Source organism: Leucobacter chromiireducens (genome assembly GCF_051993095.1).
In the GTDB taxonomy this organism is placed as follows: Bacteria; Actinomycetota; Actinomycetes; order Actinomycetales; family Microbacteriaceae; genus Leucobacter; species Leucobacter chromiireducens.
In genome coordinates this window covers 464,606-481,674 of sequence record NZ_CP197024.1, presented here as the reverse complement: position 1 = coordinate 481,674, position 17,069 = coordinate 464,606, and the positions used below count along the sequence as shown (strand labels likewise).

Sequence of the window (17,069 nt, the reverse complement as noted above, 5' to 3'; positions counted from 1 at the left end):
TCGTGTGTGTCGGTGAGGCTTAGAGTGCGATCACAGCGGGCTCGAGCGCCGCGAAGCGTTCGACATCGCCGGGATCGCTCGTGGCGAGCACGGTGCGGATGCCTCGCCCGGCGAGGGCGGTCAGCCGCTCAGCGAGGAGGTCTCGGTCCGCGGGATCGCGCAGCGCATCAAAATCGTCGAGCACGAGCAGCTCGGGCTCCTCCAGGAGGGCAAGCCCAATACGTAGCAGCTGCTCGGAGGCCGGATCGAGATCACGCACGAGCGTCTCTATTGGGATCAGGGGAAGGCTCCCGAACGCCGGCTCGAGCAGTTCGGCCGCGAGTTCTTGCGTGATGCGAGGAACTCGGCGATACCAGGGCAGCGCCCAGGAAAGCCGCTCCCGGAGAATGTCGGCAACCGTGACCTGGGGTTCGAGGGCGTCAATCGCCTCGAAGCCCGCGATACCGGTGAGTCGGCGGATTTCGCCGAGCTTCGCGGTGCCCAGGGTCTCGAGTTCGCCCTCATGCAGGCGCATCCGGCCAGCGATGCTCAGAAGGAGCGAGGTGCGTCCGCTCCCCCGTGTACCAACGATCGCCGTGATGGGGCGATCGCTCGTGGCGGTGAGCGGACCGAACACGGGGCCGTGCTCGCCCTTCACCAGAGCATCGCTCAGCGAGACGATGGGCGCGCGAGCGGCGCTGGTGGAGCTGGGCGCTGAGGTGTGCGCGGCGTGCAGTGTGGTCACGATGATCCTTCGCTGTTTTCTTGAACTGACTAGTCAGTCTAAAAGCATGCCGCGCGAACGTCAAATTTGGCTGGGAATAGATCCGAACCCTCCGTGTTACATTTATATGCAAGCGCATATAAATGGAGGCAGGCATCATGGAATTTGGGATCTTCTCGGTCAGCGACGTCACTCGCGACCCGGTGGCCGACTACACGCCGAGTGAGGCAGAACGCATCGACGGTCTCGCGAAGATCGCCGTTCACGCCGAAGAGGTCGGCCTCGACGTCTTCGCGATCGGCGAACACCACAACCCGCCTTTCTTCTCCTCGAGCCCCACCACGTTCCTGGCGTACATCGCCGCGCAGACGAAGACGCTCAAGCTCTCGACGAGCACCACGCTCATCACCACGAACGACCCCGTGCGCATCGCCGAGGAGTACGCGATGCTCCAGCACCTCGCGAAGGGCCGCATGGATCTCATGCTCGGCCGCGGGAACACCGCACCCGTGTACCCCTGGTTCGGCAAGGACATCCGCTCCGCGCTGCCGCTCGCGCTCGAAAACTACAACTTGCTGCACCGCCTGTGGCGCGAAGACGTTGTCGACTATGAGGGCAACTTCCGCACCCCGCTGCAGGGCTTCACCTCGACGCCCCGCCCGCTCGACGACGTGCCGCCCTTCGTGTGGCACGGTTCCATCCGCACGCCGGAGATCGCCGAGCAAGCCGCCTACTACGGTGACGGCTTCTTCGCGAACCACCTGTTTGCGCCGTCCGAGCACTTCCTGCGCCTCGTACGCTTCTACCGCGAGCGCTTCGAGCACTACGGTCACGGCACGCAGAAGCAGGCGATTGTTGGCCTCGGCGGCCAGGCGTTCATCGCGAAGAAGTCGCAGGACGCTGCAGCGCAGTTCCGTCCCTACTTCAACGAGGCCCCGGTCTACGGCCACGGCCCCCGCATGGAGGACTTCACGCAGCAGACCCCGCTGACGGTCGGCAGCCCGCAGGAGGTCATCGACAAGACACTCACGTTCCGCGAGACGTTCGGTGACTACCAGCGGCAGATGTTCCTCGTCGATCACGCGGGTCTGCCGCTCAAGACGGTGCTCGAGCAGCTCGATATGCTGGGCTCCGAGGTGATCCCCGTGCTTCGCAAGGAGATGGCGGCCCGCCGCGATCCCGAGGTTCCCGAGTCGCCGAGCCACGAGAGCCTCGTGAAGGCAAAGTACGGCGACGACGCTCCGCGCCAGCCGCGGCCGAACGCCAACCGCGGCGACAACGTGACGGGCGGATCGCCCTACCAGGATTCGTCGGCAAAGCCCGGCGCTTCCTTCGGCCTGTAGTCAGCACGGTGTGGTGCGGCGGCTTCCCCCGCCGCACCACCCCATCTGCCCCGCACCTTCCCACCCAACCCGCATCACCACCCGAGAGGACCGCTCATGAGCACCCCGCAGCGCGCAGACATTCGGCTCAGCAATGAGTCGTGGGAAGCGCTGATGACGGCCCACGCCACGCTCATGGGCACCTTCGGCGCCGAGAACATTTGGGGCGAGGCGAGCGTGCGAGAGTACGACGTGCTCTACACGCTCGCGAAGCACGGCGCCCCCATGCGCATCTGTGAGATCCAGAGCAGCGTGCTGCTCAGCCAGCCGGCGCTCTCACGCATGATCGACCGGCTCACCACCCGCGGGCTGCTCGCCCGCGCCGCCGATGAACAGGATGGGCGCGCGGTACGCGTCTCGCTTACCGAAGACGGCGTACGTGTGCAGCGCGAGATTGGTCGCGCACACGCGAAAAGCGTTGCCCGCGAGGTGGGATCACGCCTCACCGCGGATGAAATGCACGAGCTGACGCGACTGACCCGCAAGCTCGTTGCCCCCGCCGAACCCCAGATCTAAAGAGGAACAGACCATCATGAACACTCCCCTCGACGGCGGCACCCCCGCCTCGCGCACCGTGAGCATCGCGGTCGTCAGCGCCGGCACCAGCGATCCGTCCACCACCACCATGCTCGCGCGTCGCGTGGCCGACAAAGCGGCCACCCTGGCTGCGCGGCACGGCGTCGACGCCCAGATCCGCATGGTCGATCTTCGCGCACTCGCCGCTGACGTGACCACCGCGATGGTGTCCCAGCACATTTCGCCTGCGCTTCAGGAAGCGAGCGACATCATGCGCGACGCTGACGCGATCGTGGCGTCCACCCCGGTGTACAAGGCCGGCGCAAGCGGACTCTTCACGAGCTTCTTCCAGGCGCTCGACAACGACCTCCTGATCGGCACCCCCGTGGTGCTCGCGGCGACCGCGGGGAGTGCCCGGCACGCACTCGTGGTCGACGATCAGCTGCGCGGGCTCTTCGCTTACCTGCGAACGGTCACCGTGCCGACTGGGCTTTTCGCGGCGCCCGACGACTGGAACCACAGCGACTTCGGGACCCGCATCGAGCGCGCCGCCGCTGAACTCGTCGCGCTCATCGTGGGCGGCTTCCGCAGCGCGGTGCGCGACGAGACGTGGGGCGCGTACCAGCACTCCTACGGCAGCGCCGGCGGCACCGAGCTCGGCATCAACCTCGATTCCGACCTGATGCGCCTCGCCACGGGCGGTCGCTAACGGGGCGACCGACGCCCGGGCACGCACCCGCATCCACCCGCACACGCACGCAGGGCAGGACATTCACGAAAGGGTAGGCAATCGCACGGGATTGCCTACCCTCACGCGGAGAAGCTACCCGTTGGGGCGGCTCAGGCGTCGCCCGCGGTGATCGCCGCGGCTTCCTCCGTTGCCGTCTCGTGCGGGCGGCCGATGTGCGCGAGGTGGCGGCCGCCGACGAGCAGTGCGACAATCGCGAGCACCACGGCGGCGGCACCAACGAAGTACGGCACAGGTGCACCAAGTGCAGCAGCGAGCGGACCCGCTATGGCCGGCGCAATCGCACCGCCCATGAAGCGGACACCCGAGTACGTGGACGACGCGACATTGCGGGGCAAGTCCGTCGCCTCCATGACGGCCTCCGTGAGCGCGGTGTTCATCACGCCGAGCAGCAAGCCGCTCACCACAACCACCGTGACCAGGCCCGGCAGCGAGTCTACGAATACACCGAGCAGCACAAGGCAGACGGTCAGCCCGCCGAGCATCGTGAAGAGCACGGGGCGCAAACCGAGCTTGCGCGTCAGCACGGGCGCGACGAGCACCGAGGTGATCGCGAGTGCGAGCCCCCACCCGAAGAAGACGAGCCCGAGTTCGCTCGCCCCGAACTCGCGACCGCTTGCGTGCGCGGCGGCCTCGAGTGGGTAGGGGCTGTACGCGAGCAGCATGAAGAAGCCGAAGTTGTAGCAGAGCGCCACGAGTGACAGCGCCAACAGCGCCGGGTTGCGAAGCGCGCGGAAGCTCGCAAGGAGCGACACCTTCGCAGGCGGCTCCACCGCGGCGCCCGCGGCGGGCTTCGGGCTGCGCAGCAGTGCGAGGATCGCAATCAGGGCGATCGCCATGAGCGCCGCCGTACCAAAGAACGGACCCCGCCACGACACGGAGCCGAGTGCCCCGCCGATGAGCGGGCCGGTGGCGAGGCCGATCCCAAGCGCCGCTTCGTACAGCACGATCGCCTGGCGTGCACCGCCCGCAGCGGCCCCCACAATCGCGGCGAGTGCGGTCGAGATGAAGAGCGCATTACCGAGGCCCCAGCCCGCACGGAAGCCGATGATCGCGTCGACAGAGCCCGCGGCGCCGGCGAGCGCCGCGAACACGACAACGAGCACGAGGCCGGCGATGAGCGTGCGCTTCACCCCGATGCGACTCGACACCCAACTCGTGAAGAACATCGCGATGCCGGTGATGAAGAGGTAGCTCGTAAAGAGCAGCATCGTCTCGCTCGGCGTCGCTCCGAGCTCGCGACTGATCGCGGGCAGGATGGGGTCGACGAGGCCGATGCCCATGAAGGACACGGCGCAGGCGAAGGCAATGGCCCACACTGCGGTGGGCTGCTTCAGGATGGAGGGGCGCGGCGCGGTGGCCTGCGGGGCCTTCGCGGCGATCACGGGTACGGCCTGGGGTGCGGTCTCAGCGGACGTGGGAGTCTCCTCTATAGAACTGGATGGATCGAGATTGGGATCGCGGGGCGCTGCCGCGCGAGGTGCACGGCGCGGCGGCGCGATGGGTCCCGGCTAGCGCGTGTCAGCGTCGATCTGGTCGCTGAGCTGCTGCAGGAGTTCGGTGGCGCGCACAAGGGTGGCGCGATCGAAGTCAGTGAGCTGCGCGAGGTGCGGATCGACCGCAGCCGCGGCGCTCTGCCGATAATCGGCGAGCGCAGCACGGCCTGCGTCGGTCACGGCGACGAGCGTGGCGCGCCCGTCTTCGGGGTCGGGGCCGCGCGTCAGCCACCCTTCCCCCTCGAGCCGCTGCACCAGAGCAGTCATCGTGGGCTGCGCCACTCGTTGCTGCTGGGCGAGCACACTGATGCGGGTCGGCGTACGGCTCACCTCGCCGAGCACTCGCCAAGCGACCGTCGAGTAGTGCACTCCAGGCACACGGCCGAGCGTGCGCGTAAACCGGCTCGTGGCGACGAGCAGATCCAGAGCAGTGCGATGCTTATTCGCGGCAGCTGTGGCGATTTCTTGGCTCATAGTCAGACAGAGTAGCACTATTTACATAGCTCACCTATTCATTGCCGCGGGGCCCACGTCCACACAACGACGCAGGGCCGGATCCCAATGGGATCCGGCCCTGCGTTGCTTCGGCGATTACGCCGTGACGTAGCCGTCTGCGACATCAAGTGCCGCATCGATGATCTCGAGGCCCGCAATGAGGTCTTCCTCGGAGATGATCAGCGGGGGCGCCACCTGCAGGCGGTTGCCCGCAGCGAAGGGCCACAGCCCCTTCGCCTTGCACGCCGCCACAACCGCGTTGAACGGAGCCGCAGCTTCGCCCGCCGCGTTGAACGGTACGAGCGGCTCGCGCGTCTCGGCGTTCTTCACGAGCTCGATGGCCCAGAAGAGCCCCGTGCCACGGACCTCGCCGACGGATGCGTGCTTTGCCGCCATCGCCTCGAGGCGCGGGCGCACCACACGCTCACCCAGATCGCGCACGCGCTCCAGGATTCCCTCTTCCTCGAAGATGTCGAACGTGGCAACGCCGGCCGCACACGCGAGCGGGTGACCCGAGTAGGTCAGGCCGCCGGGGAACGAGCGCTCCTCGAACGTGGCGTGGATCGCCTCGCTGATCACCACGCCGCCGAGCGGCACGTAGCCCGAGTTGACACCCTTCGCGAAGGTGACGAGATCGGGGTTCACGCCGAACGCCTGGTAGGCGAACCACTCACCCGTGCGGCCGAAGCCGGCCATGACCTCGTCGCAGACCATCACGATGCCGTACTCGTCACACAGCGCACGCACACCCTCGAGGTAACCGGGCGGCGGCACGAGAATGCCGTTCGTGCCGGTGACCGACTCGAGGATGATCGCGGCGATCGTGCCGGGGCCCTCAAGCTCGATGGTCTGACGCAGGTGCGCAAGCGCACGCTCCGACTCCTGCTCCGGGGTCTCAGCGTAGAACGCCGAGCGGTAGGCGTACGGTCCGATGAAGTGGACGACGCCCGCGTCGAGCGTGCCGTTCGCCCAGCGGCGGGGCTCACCCGTGAGGGTGATCGCGGTGCCGGTGGAGCCGTGGTACGAGCGGTAGCGCGAGAGCACCTTCTGGCGACCGGTGTGATGGCGCGCCATACGCACGGCGTACTCGATCGCGTCCGCGCCGCCATTCGTGAAGAACACCGAGCGCGCACCCTCGAAGGAGTGCTCAACGATGCGCTTCGCGAGCTCGCCGCGCACATCGTTTGCCATTGCGGGCTGGATGGTCGCGAGGCGGCCGGCCTGCTCCTGGATCGCCTGCACGAGACCGGGGTGCTGGTGCCCCAGGTTCAGGTTGACGAGCTGCGACGAGAAGTCGAGGAACTCGTTCCCGTCGTAGTCCCAGAAACGCACGCCTTCGCCCTTCGCGATGGGCAGGGGGTTGATGGCCCCCTGCGCCGACCACGAGTGGAAGACGTACTGGCGATCGTTTGCGCGCACCTCGCGCTGCGCCTCGGTGTCGCCGAACTGCTGCTCGGCACCGTTCAGATCAATGTAGTCAGCCATGACTGCAGTCTCCTTCGAATCCGTCTTAGCTGTTGCTCGGGAAGCCGAGGTCAACCTTCGACTGGTCCGGGTTCGGCCAGCGCGTGGTGACGACCTTCGAGCGGGTGTAGAAGTGCACCGACTCGGGGCCGTAGATGTGTGCGTCGCCGAAGAGCGAATCCTTCCAGCCGCCGAAGGAGAAGGAGCCGACGGGCACAGGGATCGGCACGTTGATGCCCACCATGCCGGCCTCAACCTCGAACTCGAACTGGCGCGCCAGGCCGCCGTCACGCGTGAAGATCGCGGTGCCGTTGCCGAACTGGTGCTCATTGATCAGCTTGACACCCTCTTCGTAGGTGTCAACGCGCACCACTGCAAGCACGGGGCCGAAGATCTCCTCGCGGTACACCTTCGAGTCGGTCTTCACGTGATCGATCAGCGAGACGCCGGTGAAGAAGCCATTGCCCTCGAACTGGGTCTCGCGGCCGTCGACCACCACGGTCGCGCCCTCGGCCGCAGCGCCTGCGACGTAGGACTCGACGCGCTCCTTGGCCTCCTTGGTGATGAGTGGGCCCATCTCCGATGCGGGGTCGGTGCCGTCACCGATCTTGAGGTCCTTCATGCGGTCGGCGATCTTCTGCACGAGCTCGTCGCCCGTGTTGCCCACGGCAACGACGACCGAGACGGCCATGCAGCGCTCGCCAGCCGAGCCGTAAGCGGCGGAGACCGCAGCATCAGCCGACATGTTGAGATCAGCGTCGGGCATGACGATCATGTGGTTCTTCGCGCCACCGAGCGCCTGCACGCGCTTGCCGTTGGCAGCTGCGCGCTCGTAGATGTACTTCGCGATGGGAGTCGAGCCCACAAAGCTGATCGCCTTCACCGACGGGCTGTCGAGCAGCGTATCGACGGCAACCTTGTCACCGTGCACGACGTTGAGCACACCGTCGGGCAGGCCGGCCTCGCGGAACAGATCCGCGATGAACACTGAGGCGGAGGGATCGCGCTCTGAGGGCTTCAGAACGACGGTGTTGCCGCAGGCGATTGCCGAGGCAATCATCCAGAGCGGAACCATCACGGGGAAGTTGAAGGGGGTGATCGCGGCAACAACGCCGACGGGCTGCTTCACCGAGTGCACGTCAACGCCGGTCGAGACCTGCTCGTCGCGCTCGCCCTTCAGCAGGTGGAGGAGACCCGAGGCGAACTCGACATTCTCGAGGCCACGTGCGATCTCGCCCGCAGCGTCCGAGAGGACCTTGCCGTGCTCGCTGGTGACAATCGCCGAGAGCTCGGGGGTGCGCTGCTTGAGCAGCTGGCGCAGGTTGAAGAACACGTCAGCGCGCTTCGTGAGGCTCGTCTTGCGCCACATCGGCAGTGCAGCCTGGGCTGCAGCAATGGCCTGCTCGACGGTCTCGACCGAAGCGATGCCCAGCTCGTGCTGCTGCTCGCCCGTCGCGGGGTTGTAGACCGCCTGGTAGCGCTCGCCTGCGTCGACCTTCTCGCCGCCAATGACGTGGGGAATGCGTGCCATGCTGCTCGCCCTCTTTTCCATGGTGTGGGATTTCTACCATCACCCGGGCCATTCCGGGCAATGTGTTCGAAGCTCTCGGCTTCGGTGATCCCAGTGTGACACTGAGCGAAGCGCAACACGACCGACAAAGCATCGCAGAATTCGCCCGATTCCGTACAATGTGTCTGACATGCACACTCCAGCCCCCGAATTCATCCCCATCACGGTGTCCGACGTGCTCGCCCTGCCGGAGCTGCAGGCGAGCGAACCCGAGCTCGTCGCGGGCGCCGCCGGGCTGTCCCGCAGCCTACGTTGGGCGCACGTCGTCGCGGGCACCGGCGCCCTCGACCTCCTCGACGGCGACGAGCTCATCCTCACGACCGGTGCCGGCTGGCCGACGGACCGTGACGCGCTCGACGAGCTCGCTCGGAAGCTCGTCAGCGCGAACCCGGCGGCGGTCGTGTTCGAGCTCGGCACGCACTTCGCGGCCGCCCCAGACGCGCTTGCCGAGGTCTGCGAGCAGCGCGGGATCCCGCTCATCACCCTGCACCGCGAGGTGCGCTTTGTGCAGATCACGCAGCGGATCCACCAGCTCGTGCTCGCAGCCCAGACCGAGGCGTTGTCGGCCCGCGCCGAGGTGCACACGATGCTCACCGAGCTGGGCCTCAACCGCAGCCCAGTCGACTACGTGATTGAGCGACTCTCCGAGACACTCGACGCCCCCGTGGTACTCGAAGACTCCGCTGAGCACGTGGTCGCGTGGGCAGCACCAGATCGGGATCCGGAACGTGTCCTGCGCCCTTGGGCGGCCGACGCCGGTGCCGAACTTCCCGTGGGCTCCGAATGGGTGACCGTCGAGGCGCAAGAGCGTCGGTGGGGGCGGCTCCTCGCGCTGCCCGGCCCCCCGCACCCGGCCGGCCGGCGCACGGTGCTGGAACTTGGCGCCTTCGCGCTCGCCCTCGGCAGGCTCGCCGACGCGAGCGGAGAAGCCTGGCTGCAGCTCAGCTCCAAGCAGCTCTTCGACACACTGCTGAGCGGGCGGTACCGGCGCGACACCGAACTCGCGACCCAGCTCGCCGCCGCGGGGCTGCCCGTGAGCGAGCGCCTGCTGCTTGGAGCAACCCTCCGCGGCACGGGCGACTTTGGCGCACACGAATCGCTTGAGCGCGCGATTCTTGAAACCGCGCTGCGCCGCGCTGTGGCGCCCGAGGGACGGGTGATCCTCGTTCCCGACGACGGCGCCGTTGGCGGCAACGCCGCGCTCATCGCACTGCTCTCCTTCCCACCGGAGGACCCGCGCGTCGCACCGCCGGCGGGAGGCGCCGCGCCGCCCCTCGCGGCACGGCTCGCACGCGAGCTCGACATGCTCCTCCCGTCGACCACCCCGGCGCCGTGGCGCGCACACCTATCGCTCGGCGCGGTGGGGCGCGGCGTGCGCGCACTCATCACCTCGCTCGAACGGGTGCGCGCGGCCGGCTCGCTCCGCCCGTCTGGAGCCATCGGCAGAGTCACGGCGCAGCAGGCGGAGCGACAGGCCCTCGCGTACCTCGTGCGTGGGCTCTCCGCAGCCCCCGAAGTGCAGGAGTACGCGGCGCACACGCTCGGCCCGCTGCTCACACACGATGCGGGATCGGGGCCGGGCCACACGGGCGATCTCATCGACGTGTTGCGCGCGTACCTCGACCACCCCACGAACCGCTCGCTCGCGGCACAGCGCGCGCGGCTCTCCCGCTCTGTGTTCTACCAGCGCCTCGCACTGATCGAAGAGCTGCTCGACGTGGATCTCACCGACGGCACCACGATTGCCACGCTCGCGGTGGCACTGCTAGCCCGCGGCGAGGGCTAGGGGGGCGAGCGCGTGACGTGGCGCGCTACGCCTGCGGTGTCCAGAGCGCCGGGTACGAGTGCCCCAGCGCGCGCACGAGTTCTCGCAACTTCGGCAGCGACAGCCCGATCACACAGCTCGGTGCCCCCTCGATGCGCTCGATGAACGCGCCCGCGAGGCCATCGATCGCGAAGCCGCCGGCCAGCTCAAGCGGCTCCCCCGTCGCGACGTACGTGGCAAGCTCGTCATCCGTGAGATCGGCCGAGAGCGTCACGCTCGCAGTGTCCACTCCGCCCACCGCGGGGAGTTCGGCGGCGCTCGGCGCTGATCCCGATCCGCTCGTGCAATCAATCAGCCAGTGGCCCGAGTGCAGCACACCCGTGCGTCCGCGGTGGTGCTGCGCACGGGCGAGCGCGATTTCTGGCTCGTGCGGCTTGCCGAGAATCTCGCCGTCGAGGAGGAACATCGAATCGCCGCCCAGCACGAGCCCGCCACCCAGTTCGGCGATCTCTGCGCCGTGCCGCCGCACCACATCTTCCGCTTTGAGTCGCCCCAGGTACTCGGTGAGCTCCGGAGCCGACAGCGAGCGGCCGAGCTCCGCCTCACGAGCGGCCACCGCAGCGTCCTCATCGACCTCCGGGGAGAAACACACGGGTTCGATTCCCGCCCCGCGCAATACGGAGAGACGGGCTGGGGAGGTCGAGGCGAGGATGAGGCGCATGCCCCCAGCCTAGGCACTCTGGGCGGCATCGCGCGTGCGATCCGGCGCGCTTGTTCGCACGGCGCCCCATTTCAACACGCGCTACCGTAGAAGCATGAAGCTCACACGGAAGTCCACTCTCACCGCGTCGCTCCTCCTCATCGGCGGCCTCGCGCTCTCCGGCTGCAGCACGGCGGAGGCACCCGCGAAGGATGGCGCCGCGTCCTCCGAGCAGGCACCCGCGGCCTCGGGCCCGCTCACCGAAGACAACTTCATCGAACGTATCGCTGCGGCGCAGCTCGCCGCCGGCACGATGCACCTGTCGATGGATATGGGCGACAGCGTCGATGGCGGCCTTGAGGCGGATCAGCAGCTCGCCAAGGATCCCAAGCAGGCAAAAATGCGCATGACCATGTCCGCATCGGGCATGGAGAACGAGATCATCCTCATTGATGGCAAGCTCTACATGAACATGGGTGCGCTGTCGCAGAACAAGTACATGGATATGTCGGCAGACGAGGCCTCCGCAGGAAGCATCGACGCGATTCTCGAGCAGGCGAACCCCGAGGCGCAGCTGCAGGCGTTCCGCTCCGCGCTCACCGAGTTCTCGGCCGAGCCGAACTCCATCGAGATCGACGGCGCCACGACCACCGCGCTCACGCTGACGCTCGACACGAAGAAGATGTTTGCGGCGAGTCTGCCCGAGGGCGCGACCGCCGATGAGCTCGTCTCGAAGCTCGGCGAATCGGTCGTCTACGAGATGTACGTCGGCTCGGACGACCTGCCCCGCCGCATCGTGATGCCGAATGTCGCCGGGCTCGGCACCGCAACGCAGAACTACACGAAGTGGGGCGAGCCGGTATCGATCGAGGCCCCCGCGGCCGACGAGATCATCGATCCCGCGAAGCTGCAGGGCTAGTCACCAGGCCGCGCGCTTCACGCGGGCGCGCGGCACAGCCACCGCCCCCGTTCTCCCCTGGCAGAGCCGCCGCTCAGCCATGGGAGAATGGGGGCATGGCTTTTCCTGAAACCCCCGCTGGCGCGCCCCTTGAGGTCGGCGCCGAGATCGAGCTCGACGTCACCGGTATCGCCCACGGCGGTGTGAGCGTTGCGCGCCACGAGGGTCGCGTTGTGTTCGTCGCAGACGCGATTCCCGGCGAGCGCGTGCGCGCCCGCGTCACCGACGCCAAGAAGAAGTCGTTTGCGCGCGCGGTGACCACCGCGGTCGTCGACGCGTCCGAGGATCGCCGCGACCATGTGTGGGATGCTGCGTCTCTCGAGCGGGATCCCGAGAACCGTGCGGGCGGCGCCGAATTCGGTCACATCGCGCTCGAGCGTCAGCGCACGCTGAAGGCCGAGGTGCTCACCGATGCGATGTCCCGCTTCGGTGGCGTCGAGTTCGCCGCCGAAGATGGTGAGGATCTCGCGGAGACGCTGGCGGAGCTCGTCGAGGCGGCACCCGGCGACGACGAAACGAATGGCCTCGGCTACCGCAGCCGGGTGCGTCTGCACGTCGATCCCGAGACGGGCGCGGTCGGGCCGTACGCGGCGCGCAGCCGTCGCGTGATCCCGGTCGACTCGCTGCCGCTCGCGAACGAAGGCATCGCACAGATCGCCCCGCTCGGCGACTTCATGCCCGGCGTCGCAACCGTCGATCTCGTCGCCCCGTCCGCGGACGATCCCCGCATGCTGCTCGGCATGGTCGGCGAGAAGACCCGCGCGGGCGCCGGCGACGCGGTGCAGGAACTCGTGGAGGATCGCGGCTTCCTCGTGCGCGCCGGTGGGTTCTGGCAGGTGCACCGCGAGGCTCCCGCCGTGCTCTTCACTGCGGTACGCGACGCGATTTCCGAGCTGATCGAAGACGGTCGCTTCGACCCCGCAGCGGGCAACCTCGACCTCTATGGCGGCGCCGGGCTGCTTGCCGCCGCGATGGCGGAGGCCGCGGGCCCCAGCCTCAAGGTCACCACGGTCGAGTCGGACGAAGCCGCGACTGATGACGCGGCCGAGAACCTTGCCGAGCTGGTCGGCGCGCTCGCGCTGACGGCACGCGTGGATCGCCACCTTGCGGAGCTCTTGAAGGCCCCCGCTTCGGTGCGCGATCGGCTGCGACGCGGCACCGTCGTGCTCGATCCGCCCCGCTCGGGCGCCGGCGGCGGCGTCACCGGCCAGATCACCGAGCTCGCACCGGCGAACATCGTGTACGTGGCGTGCGACCCGGTCGCCCTTGCCCGCGACACGAAGACGCTGCGCGAGTCGGGGTACGAGCTGACGGGGCTGCGCGCCTTCGACATCTTCCCGCACACGCACCACTTCGAGTCGCTGGCGGTGTTCGAGCGCGAGTAGGCCCGCGCCTGGCCACCCCGGCCTGGGGTGGCCGGACTCACCGACGCACCCGAGCTACGCCCTGCCACAATGGGCGCATGACATCGTCGTTCACCCTCGTCCAGCTCCGCTACTTCGCCGCAGTGGCCCGACTCGAGCACATGACGGCGGCGGCCGCCGAGTTGAACGTCACGCAGTCCACCCTGTCGAGCGCGATCTCGCAGCTGGAGCGGGAACTCGACGTCCAGCTGTTCACCCGCATCCCACGCCGCGGGCTGCAGCTCACCCCGGCGGGTAAGGCACTCCTCGCGCGCAGCGGCGCCTTCCTTGAGGAGGCCGAACTCATCGAGCGTTCGGTGCGCTCCGCCGACGATGCGCTCACGGGCGAGATCACGGTGGGCATCTACGCCCCACTCGCCCCCTTCCACGCCCCGTCGATCCTGGATCGATTTGAGGAGCGGTACCCCGGGGTCACGATCGAGTTTTTCGAGGGGGATCAGGGCACGCTGCAGGAGGCGCTGTACGACGGCCGATGCGAGCTTGCCCTCATGTACGACCTGGGCGTCGACGAGCGCTTTGACCGCACCGTCATCGACCGCATCCCGCCACACGTGATCGTGCCGGAGGAGCACCCGGTGGCGCGAAGCGGGCGCACCTCCGCGAGCCTCACCGAGTTCGCTGAGGAGCCGCTCGTGCTGCTCAATCTGCCGCACACGCGCGACTACTACTTGAGCCTGTTTCGTCAGCTCGGCATCACACCCCGGATTCGCCACGTTTCGCTCGGCTACGAGACTGTGCGCTCATTCGTGGCACGTGGGCTCGGCTACTCCGTGCTCAACCAGTGGCTTGACCACGGGGTCACTTACTCGGGCGCCCGCGTCGTCCCCCTCAGAATCGATGAGCCCCTCGCCCCCACGGAAGTGTCGCTCGTTCGTCGTCGCGGCCTCGTGCCCACGCAGAAATCCCTGGCCGTCGCACGAGTCTGCGCGGAGCTGGCGCAGGAGCGCCCGCACGCATCGAGAACGTCGATGCATGCGAACGAAACTCCTCATTAGACCGATGCTTCGCACTCCTCCAAGATGAGGAGCACGCCCGCCCCTTCACCGACGCAGGGACCCCAGCTGGCGAAACCAGGAGGACGCAATGACGCCGCAATCCGAGACACAGACTTCCGCCGCTGCGGGCCCGCTCGGGGCTCCGCCTGCGGGGAGCCCCGAAGCTCCCTCCACCGATCCCGTCAACCTGCCCACCGGGCCGGTCTCCGTCGCCGAGCGTCGCTCGCTCACCCGCGACCGCCGCCGCGTGCTTCTCGCAGGCAGCGTTGGCCAGTTCATCGAGTTCTACGACTTCAGCCTCTACGGCCTCTCCGCGCTCACGCTGTCCGCGCTCTTCTTTCCGACAGAGAACCCAGCGCTCGGCCTCCTCTCCACGTTCGCGGCGTTCGGCGTCGCGTTCTTCATCCGTCCCCTCGGCGGCCTGTTCTTCGGGGCGCTCGGCGACCGCTACGGCCGCCGCCCGGTGCTCTATGTCACGCTGCTCACGATCGGCATCGCGACCACCGCGATCGGGCTGCTTCCCACGTACGCGCAGATTGGTCTGTGGGCGCCCGTGCTGCTGGTGCTCTGCCGGCTGCTGCAGGGCTTCTCCGCCGGCGGCGAGTCGGTCGGCGCCCCCGCGTTCGTGTTCGAGCACGCGCCGAAGGATCGCCGCGGCTTCTGGTTGAATGTCACGCTCGCTGCCACCGCGCTCCCGTCGGTGGTGGGCGGCACGCTCATCCTTGTCCTCTCGCAAAGCATGTCGGCGGAGTCGTTCGAGGCGTGGGGCTGGCGCGTGCCGTTCCTCATCGCGCTGCCGCTCGCGCTGTTCGGGCTGTGGATCCGCTCGCACACCGAAGAGTCTGCCGCCTTCAAGCAGGTGCAGCTCGAGCAGCAGGCGCAGCAAGAGGAGCACACTCCGATTCGCGACGCGTTCCGCGAGAACTGGCTGCAGATGCTGCAGGTCATCATGGTGATGGGCCTCACCGCGATGGGCTTCTACTTCCTCTCAGGCTACTTCGTCGCGTACGTGCAGACCGCGGGCGAGCTGAGCCGGGAGGCCGCGCTGCTCGCCAATGCGGCGGCCATGCTGCTGTACGCACTGCTCTTGCCCATCGGCGGCAGGCTCAGCGACCGGTTCGGACGCAAGCCGATGCTCATCGCAGGGTCGGCAGCGTACGCAATCCTCTCGGTCCCCGCGTTCCTCCTCGTCACCTCCGGGTCACTCACGCTCGCGCTACTCGGTCAGTTCATCTTCGTGATCGCCGCGTGCATCTACGGCGGTGGCTGCTACACCTTCTTCGTCGAGATCTTCACCACCCGCACTCGCTTCACCTCTGCCGCGGTCAGCTACAACGTCGGCTATGCGATCTTCGGTGGCACCGCGCCGTTCATCGGCACCTGGTTGGTCTCGGCAACCGGCTTCAACGCGAGCCCAGGTGTCTATATGGCGACCGCCGCGGCCGTCGTGCTCCTCGTTCTCATTCTGACCCGCATCCCCGAAACCCACCCGCTGAAGCGGACGCGCACGACAGGAGTCGCACAGTGACCACCGAAACCCTGAGCCAGGCACCCGCCCCCACGACCGCCGAGGTGAACGCGTTCCTCAGCGATTTCCACGAGGTTGCGACGATCGGCGCGACGCCCAACAACGGGGTTGACCGCCAGGCAGCAACACCCGAGGATCGTGAAACTCGCGAGTGGTTCCGCGCCTTCGCCGAGCAGCGCGGCTGGGAGGTGCGCGTCGATGGCATCGGGAACCAGTTCGCCCTCATCGAGCTCGTGCCCGGTGCGCCCTACGCGCTGCTCGGCTCTCACCTCGACTCGCAGCCACTCGGCGGACGTTTCGATGGGGCGTACGGGGTGATCGCCGGCCTGCACGCGGCCGACCGTCTCGCCACGCGCCTCGCAGGCGACGCGGGCGCTGCGCCCAGCCTCAACCTCGCCGTCGTCAACTGGTTCAACGAGGAGGGCGGACGTTTCGCCCCCTCCATCATGGGCAGCTCCGTCTTTGCGGGACTCAAGGACGAGGCCGAGATGCTCGCGGTGCAGGATCTGCGGGGCGTCACCGTCCGCGACGCCCTCGAGTCCATCGGGTATCTCGGTTCCGATGCGCGCCCGGAGATTGCCGCTTACGCCGAGATCCACATCGAACAGGGGCGCATCCTCGAGCGAGAGGGCCTGCCCATCGGCGCGGTCGATGCGAGCTGGCACACGCAGAAGCTCGACATCGAAGTGCTCGGTGAGCAGTCGCACACCGGCGCAACGCTGATGGGTGATCGCCACGACGCCCTGCTCGGCGCCGCGAAGGTGATTCAGCGCGTGCACGAGGTGACCGACCTCTTCCCGCCGGAGACCCTCGTCTCTTCCGTGGGCCAGCTGACCCTCGAGCCGAACTCGCCCATCGTCGTTGCGCGGCGCGTGCACCTGGTGGCCGATCTGCGCGCGGATGAGCGTGAGGTGGTGCTCGCCGCGCGGGAGCGGATCCTGAGCGACATCCGTGAGATCGAGGCAGAGCACGGACTGGTCATCCACGCGCGTGACTTCGATGTGCGCGAGAACCAGTTCTACCCCGAGGCGGGCTTGGCCCTCGCGGAGGACGTCACCGCCGCGCTCGGCCACGACGCCCGTCGCATTCGCACGATGGCGGGCCACGACTCGGTCGCGATGAACCGTATCGCACCCACCGTGATGCTGTTCATCCCGTCGGTCGACGGCGTGAGCCACTGCGAGCGCGAGTTCTCCCGCGACGAGGACATGGCGGTGGGTGTTGAAGTGCTCACCGAGGTCGCGTGGCGCCTCGTCCACGGGGCGCTCCCCCGCAGCTAATCGCCCCGCCCGCTTCCTCGCTCCCCCCACGTTTCGGAGAAACTC

General features: G+C 67.9%; 15 protein-coding genes. 9 read left to right on the top strand and 6 right to left on the bottom strand.

All coding sequences use genetic code 11. From position 1 onward, the window contains the following. Positions 1–19 precede the first annotated feature (19 nt). Positions 20–724 (bottom strand): ATP-binding cassette domain-containing protein, encoded by a 705-nt coding sequence (locus ACR81A_RS02165; RefSeq protein ID WP_440312431.1) that lies wholly within the window; start codon positions 722–724, stop codon positions 20–22. A gap of 137 nt (positions 725–861) precedes the next feature. On the opposite strand from ACR81A_RS02165, the gene ACR81A_RS02160 reads away from it, so the two are divergent. The 3 genes from ACR81A_RS02160 to ACR81A_RS02150 all read left to right on the top strand — a co-directional run bounded on the left by ACR81A_RS02160 (position 862) and on the right by ACR81A_RS02150 (position 3,310). Continuing rightward, entirely contained in the window at positions 862–2,046 is a 1,185-nt protein-coding gene (locus ACR81A_RS02160) for an LLM class flavin-dependent oxidoreductase (protein ID WP_440312430.1), read from the top strand. A gap of 96 nt (positions 2,047–2,142) precedes the next feature. After that, positions 2,143–2,601, top strand: coding sequence for a MarR family winged helix-turn-helix transcriptional regulator (locus ACR81A_RS02155; protein WP_202382308.1), 459 nt, complete (start codon positions 2,143–2,145; stop codon positions 2,599–2,601). Between the two features lie 16 nt (positions 2,602–2,617). Next, positions 2,618–3,310, top strand: a complete 693-nt coding sequence (locus ACR81A_RS02150; RefSeq protein ID WP_440312429.1) for a CE1759 family FMN reductase — start codon at positions 2,618–2,620, stop codon at positions 3,308–3,310. 131 nt (positions 3,311–3,441) lie between these two features. Here ACR81A_RS02150 and ACR81A_RS02145 read toward each other — a convergent pair whose 3' ends face one another. From ACR81A_RS02145 to ACR81A_RS02130, 4 genes are all read right to left on the bottom strand, one after another. Further along, the gene (locus ACR81A_RS02145) at positions 3,442–4,734 is read right to left on the bottom strand and encodes an MFS transporter (protein WP_440312428.1); all 1,293 of its coding nucleotides are present in this window, start codon (positions 4,732–4,734) and stop codon (positions 3,442–3,444) included. 126 nt (positions 4,735–4,860) lie between these two features. After that, positions 4,861–5,319 (bottom strand): MarR family winged helix-turn-helix transcriptional regulator, encoded by a 459-nt coding sequence (locus ACR81A_RS02140; RefSeq protein WP_440312427.1) that lies wholly within the window; start codon positions 5,317–5,319, stop codon positions 4,861–4,863. Between the two features lie 117 nt (positions 5,320–5,436). Continuing rightward, entirely contained in the window at positions 5,437–6,825 is a 1,389-nt protein-coding gene (locus tag ACR81A_RS02135) for an aspartate aminotransferase family protein (RefSeq protein ID WP_440312426.1), read from the bottom strand. A gap of 25 nt (positions 6,826–6,850) precedes the next feature. Next, positions 6,851–8,335, bottom strand: a complete 1,485-nt coding sequence (locus tag ACR81A_RS02130; protein ID WP_202382313.1) for a CoA-acylating methylmalonate-semialdehyde dehydrogenase — start codon at positions 8,333–8,335, stop codon at positions 6,851–6,853. A 169-nt stretch (positions 8,336–8,504) separates the two neighbouring features. Between ACR81A_RS02130 and ACR81A_RS02125 the strand changes: the two genes are divergently transcribed. Beyond that, positions 8,505–10,160: a PucR family transcriptional regulator gene (locus ACR81A_RS02125; RefSeq protein WP_440312425.1), complete on the top strand. Its 1,656-nt coding sequence runs from the start codon at positions 8,505–8,507 to the stop codon at positions 10,158–10,160. A 25-nt stretch (positions 10,161–10,185) separates the two neighbouring features. Here the strand turns inward: ACR81A_RS02125 and ACR81A_RS02120 are convergent, their stop codons facing one another. Continuing rightward, entirely contained in the window at positions 10,186–10,860 is a 675-nt protein-coding gene (locus tag ACR81A_RS02120; RefSeq protein WP_440312424.1) for a Maf family protein, read from the bottom strand. A 94-nt stretch (positions 10,861–10,954) separates the two neighbouring features. Between ACR81A_RS02120 and ACR81A_RS02115 the strand changes: the two genes are divergently transcribed. The 5 genes from ACR81A_RS02115 to ACR81A_RS02095 all read left to right on the top strand — a co-directional run bounded on the left by ACR81A_RS02115 (position 10,955) and on the right by ACR81A_RS02095 (position 17,024). Then, positions 10,955–11,758: a DUF6612 family protein gene (locus ACR81A_RS02115; RefSeq protein WP_440312423.1), complete on the top strand. Its 804-nt coding sequence runs from the start codon at positions 10,955–10,957 to the stop codon at positions 11,756–11,758. A gap of 95 nt (positions 11,759–11,853) precedes the next feature. After that, positions 11,854–13,182, top strand: coding sequence for a class I SAM-dependent RNA methyltransferase (locus ACR81A_RS02110; protein ID WP_440312422.1), 1,329 nt, complete (start codon positions 11,854–11,856; stop codon positions 13,180–13,182). 77 nt (positions 13,183–13,259) lie between these two features. After that, a complete protein-coding gene (locus ACR81A_RS02105; RefSeq protein ID WP_440312421.1) occupies positions 13,260–14,216 on the top strand; it encodes a LysR family transcriptional regulator in 957 nt (318 codons plus the stop codon). A gap of 88 nt (positions 14,217–14,304) precedes the next feature. Continuing rightward, positions 14,305–15,744, top strand: a complete 1,440-nt coding sequence (locus ACR81A_RS02100; RefSeq protein ID WP_440312420.1) for an MFS transporter — start codon at positions 14,305–14,307, stop codon at positions 15,742–15,744. Then, a complete protein-coding gene (locus ACR81A_RS02095; RefSeq protein WP_337248960.1) occupies positions 15,741–17,024 on the top strand; it encodes a M20 family metallo-hydrolase in 1,284 nt (427 codons plus the stop codon). Before ACR81A_RS02100 ends, ACR81A_RS02095 begins: the two co-directional genes overlap by 4 nt. Positions 17,025–17,069 lie beyond the last annotated feature (45 nt).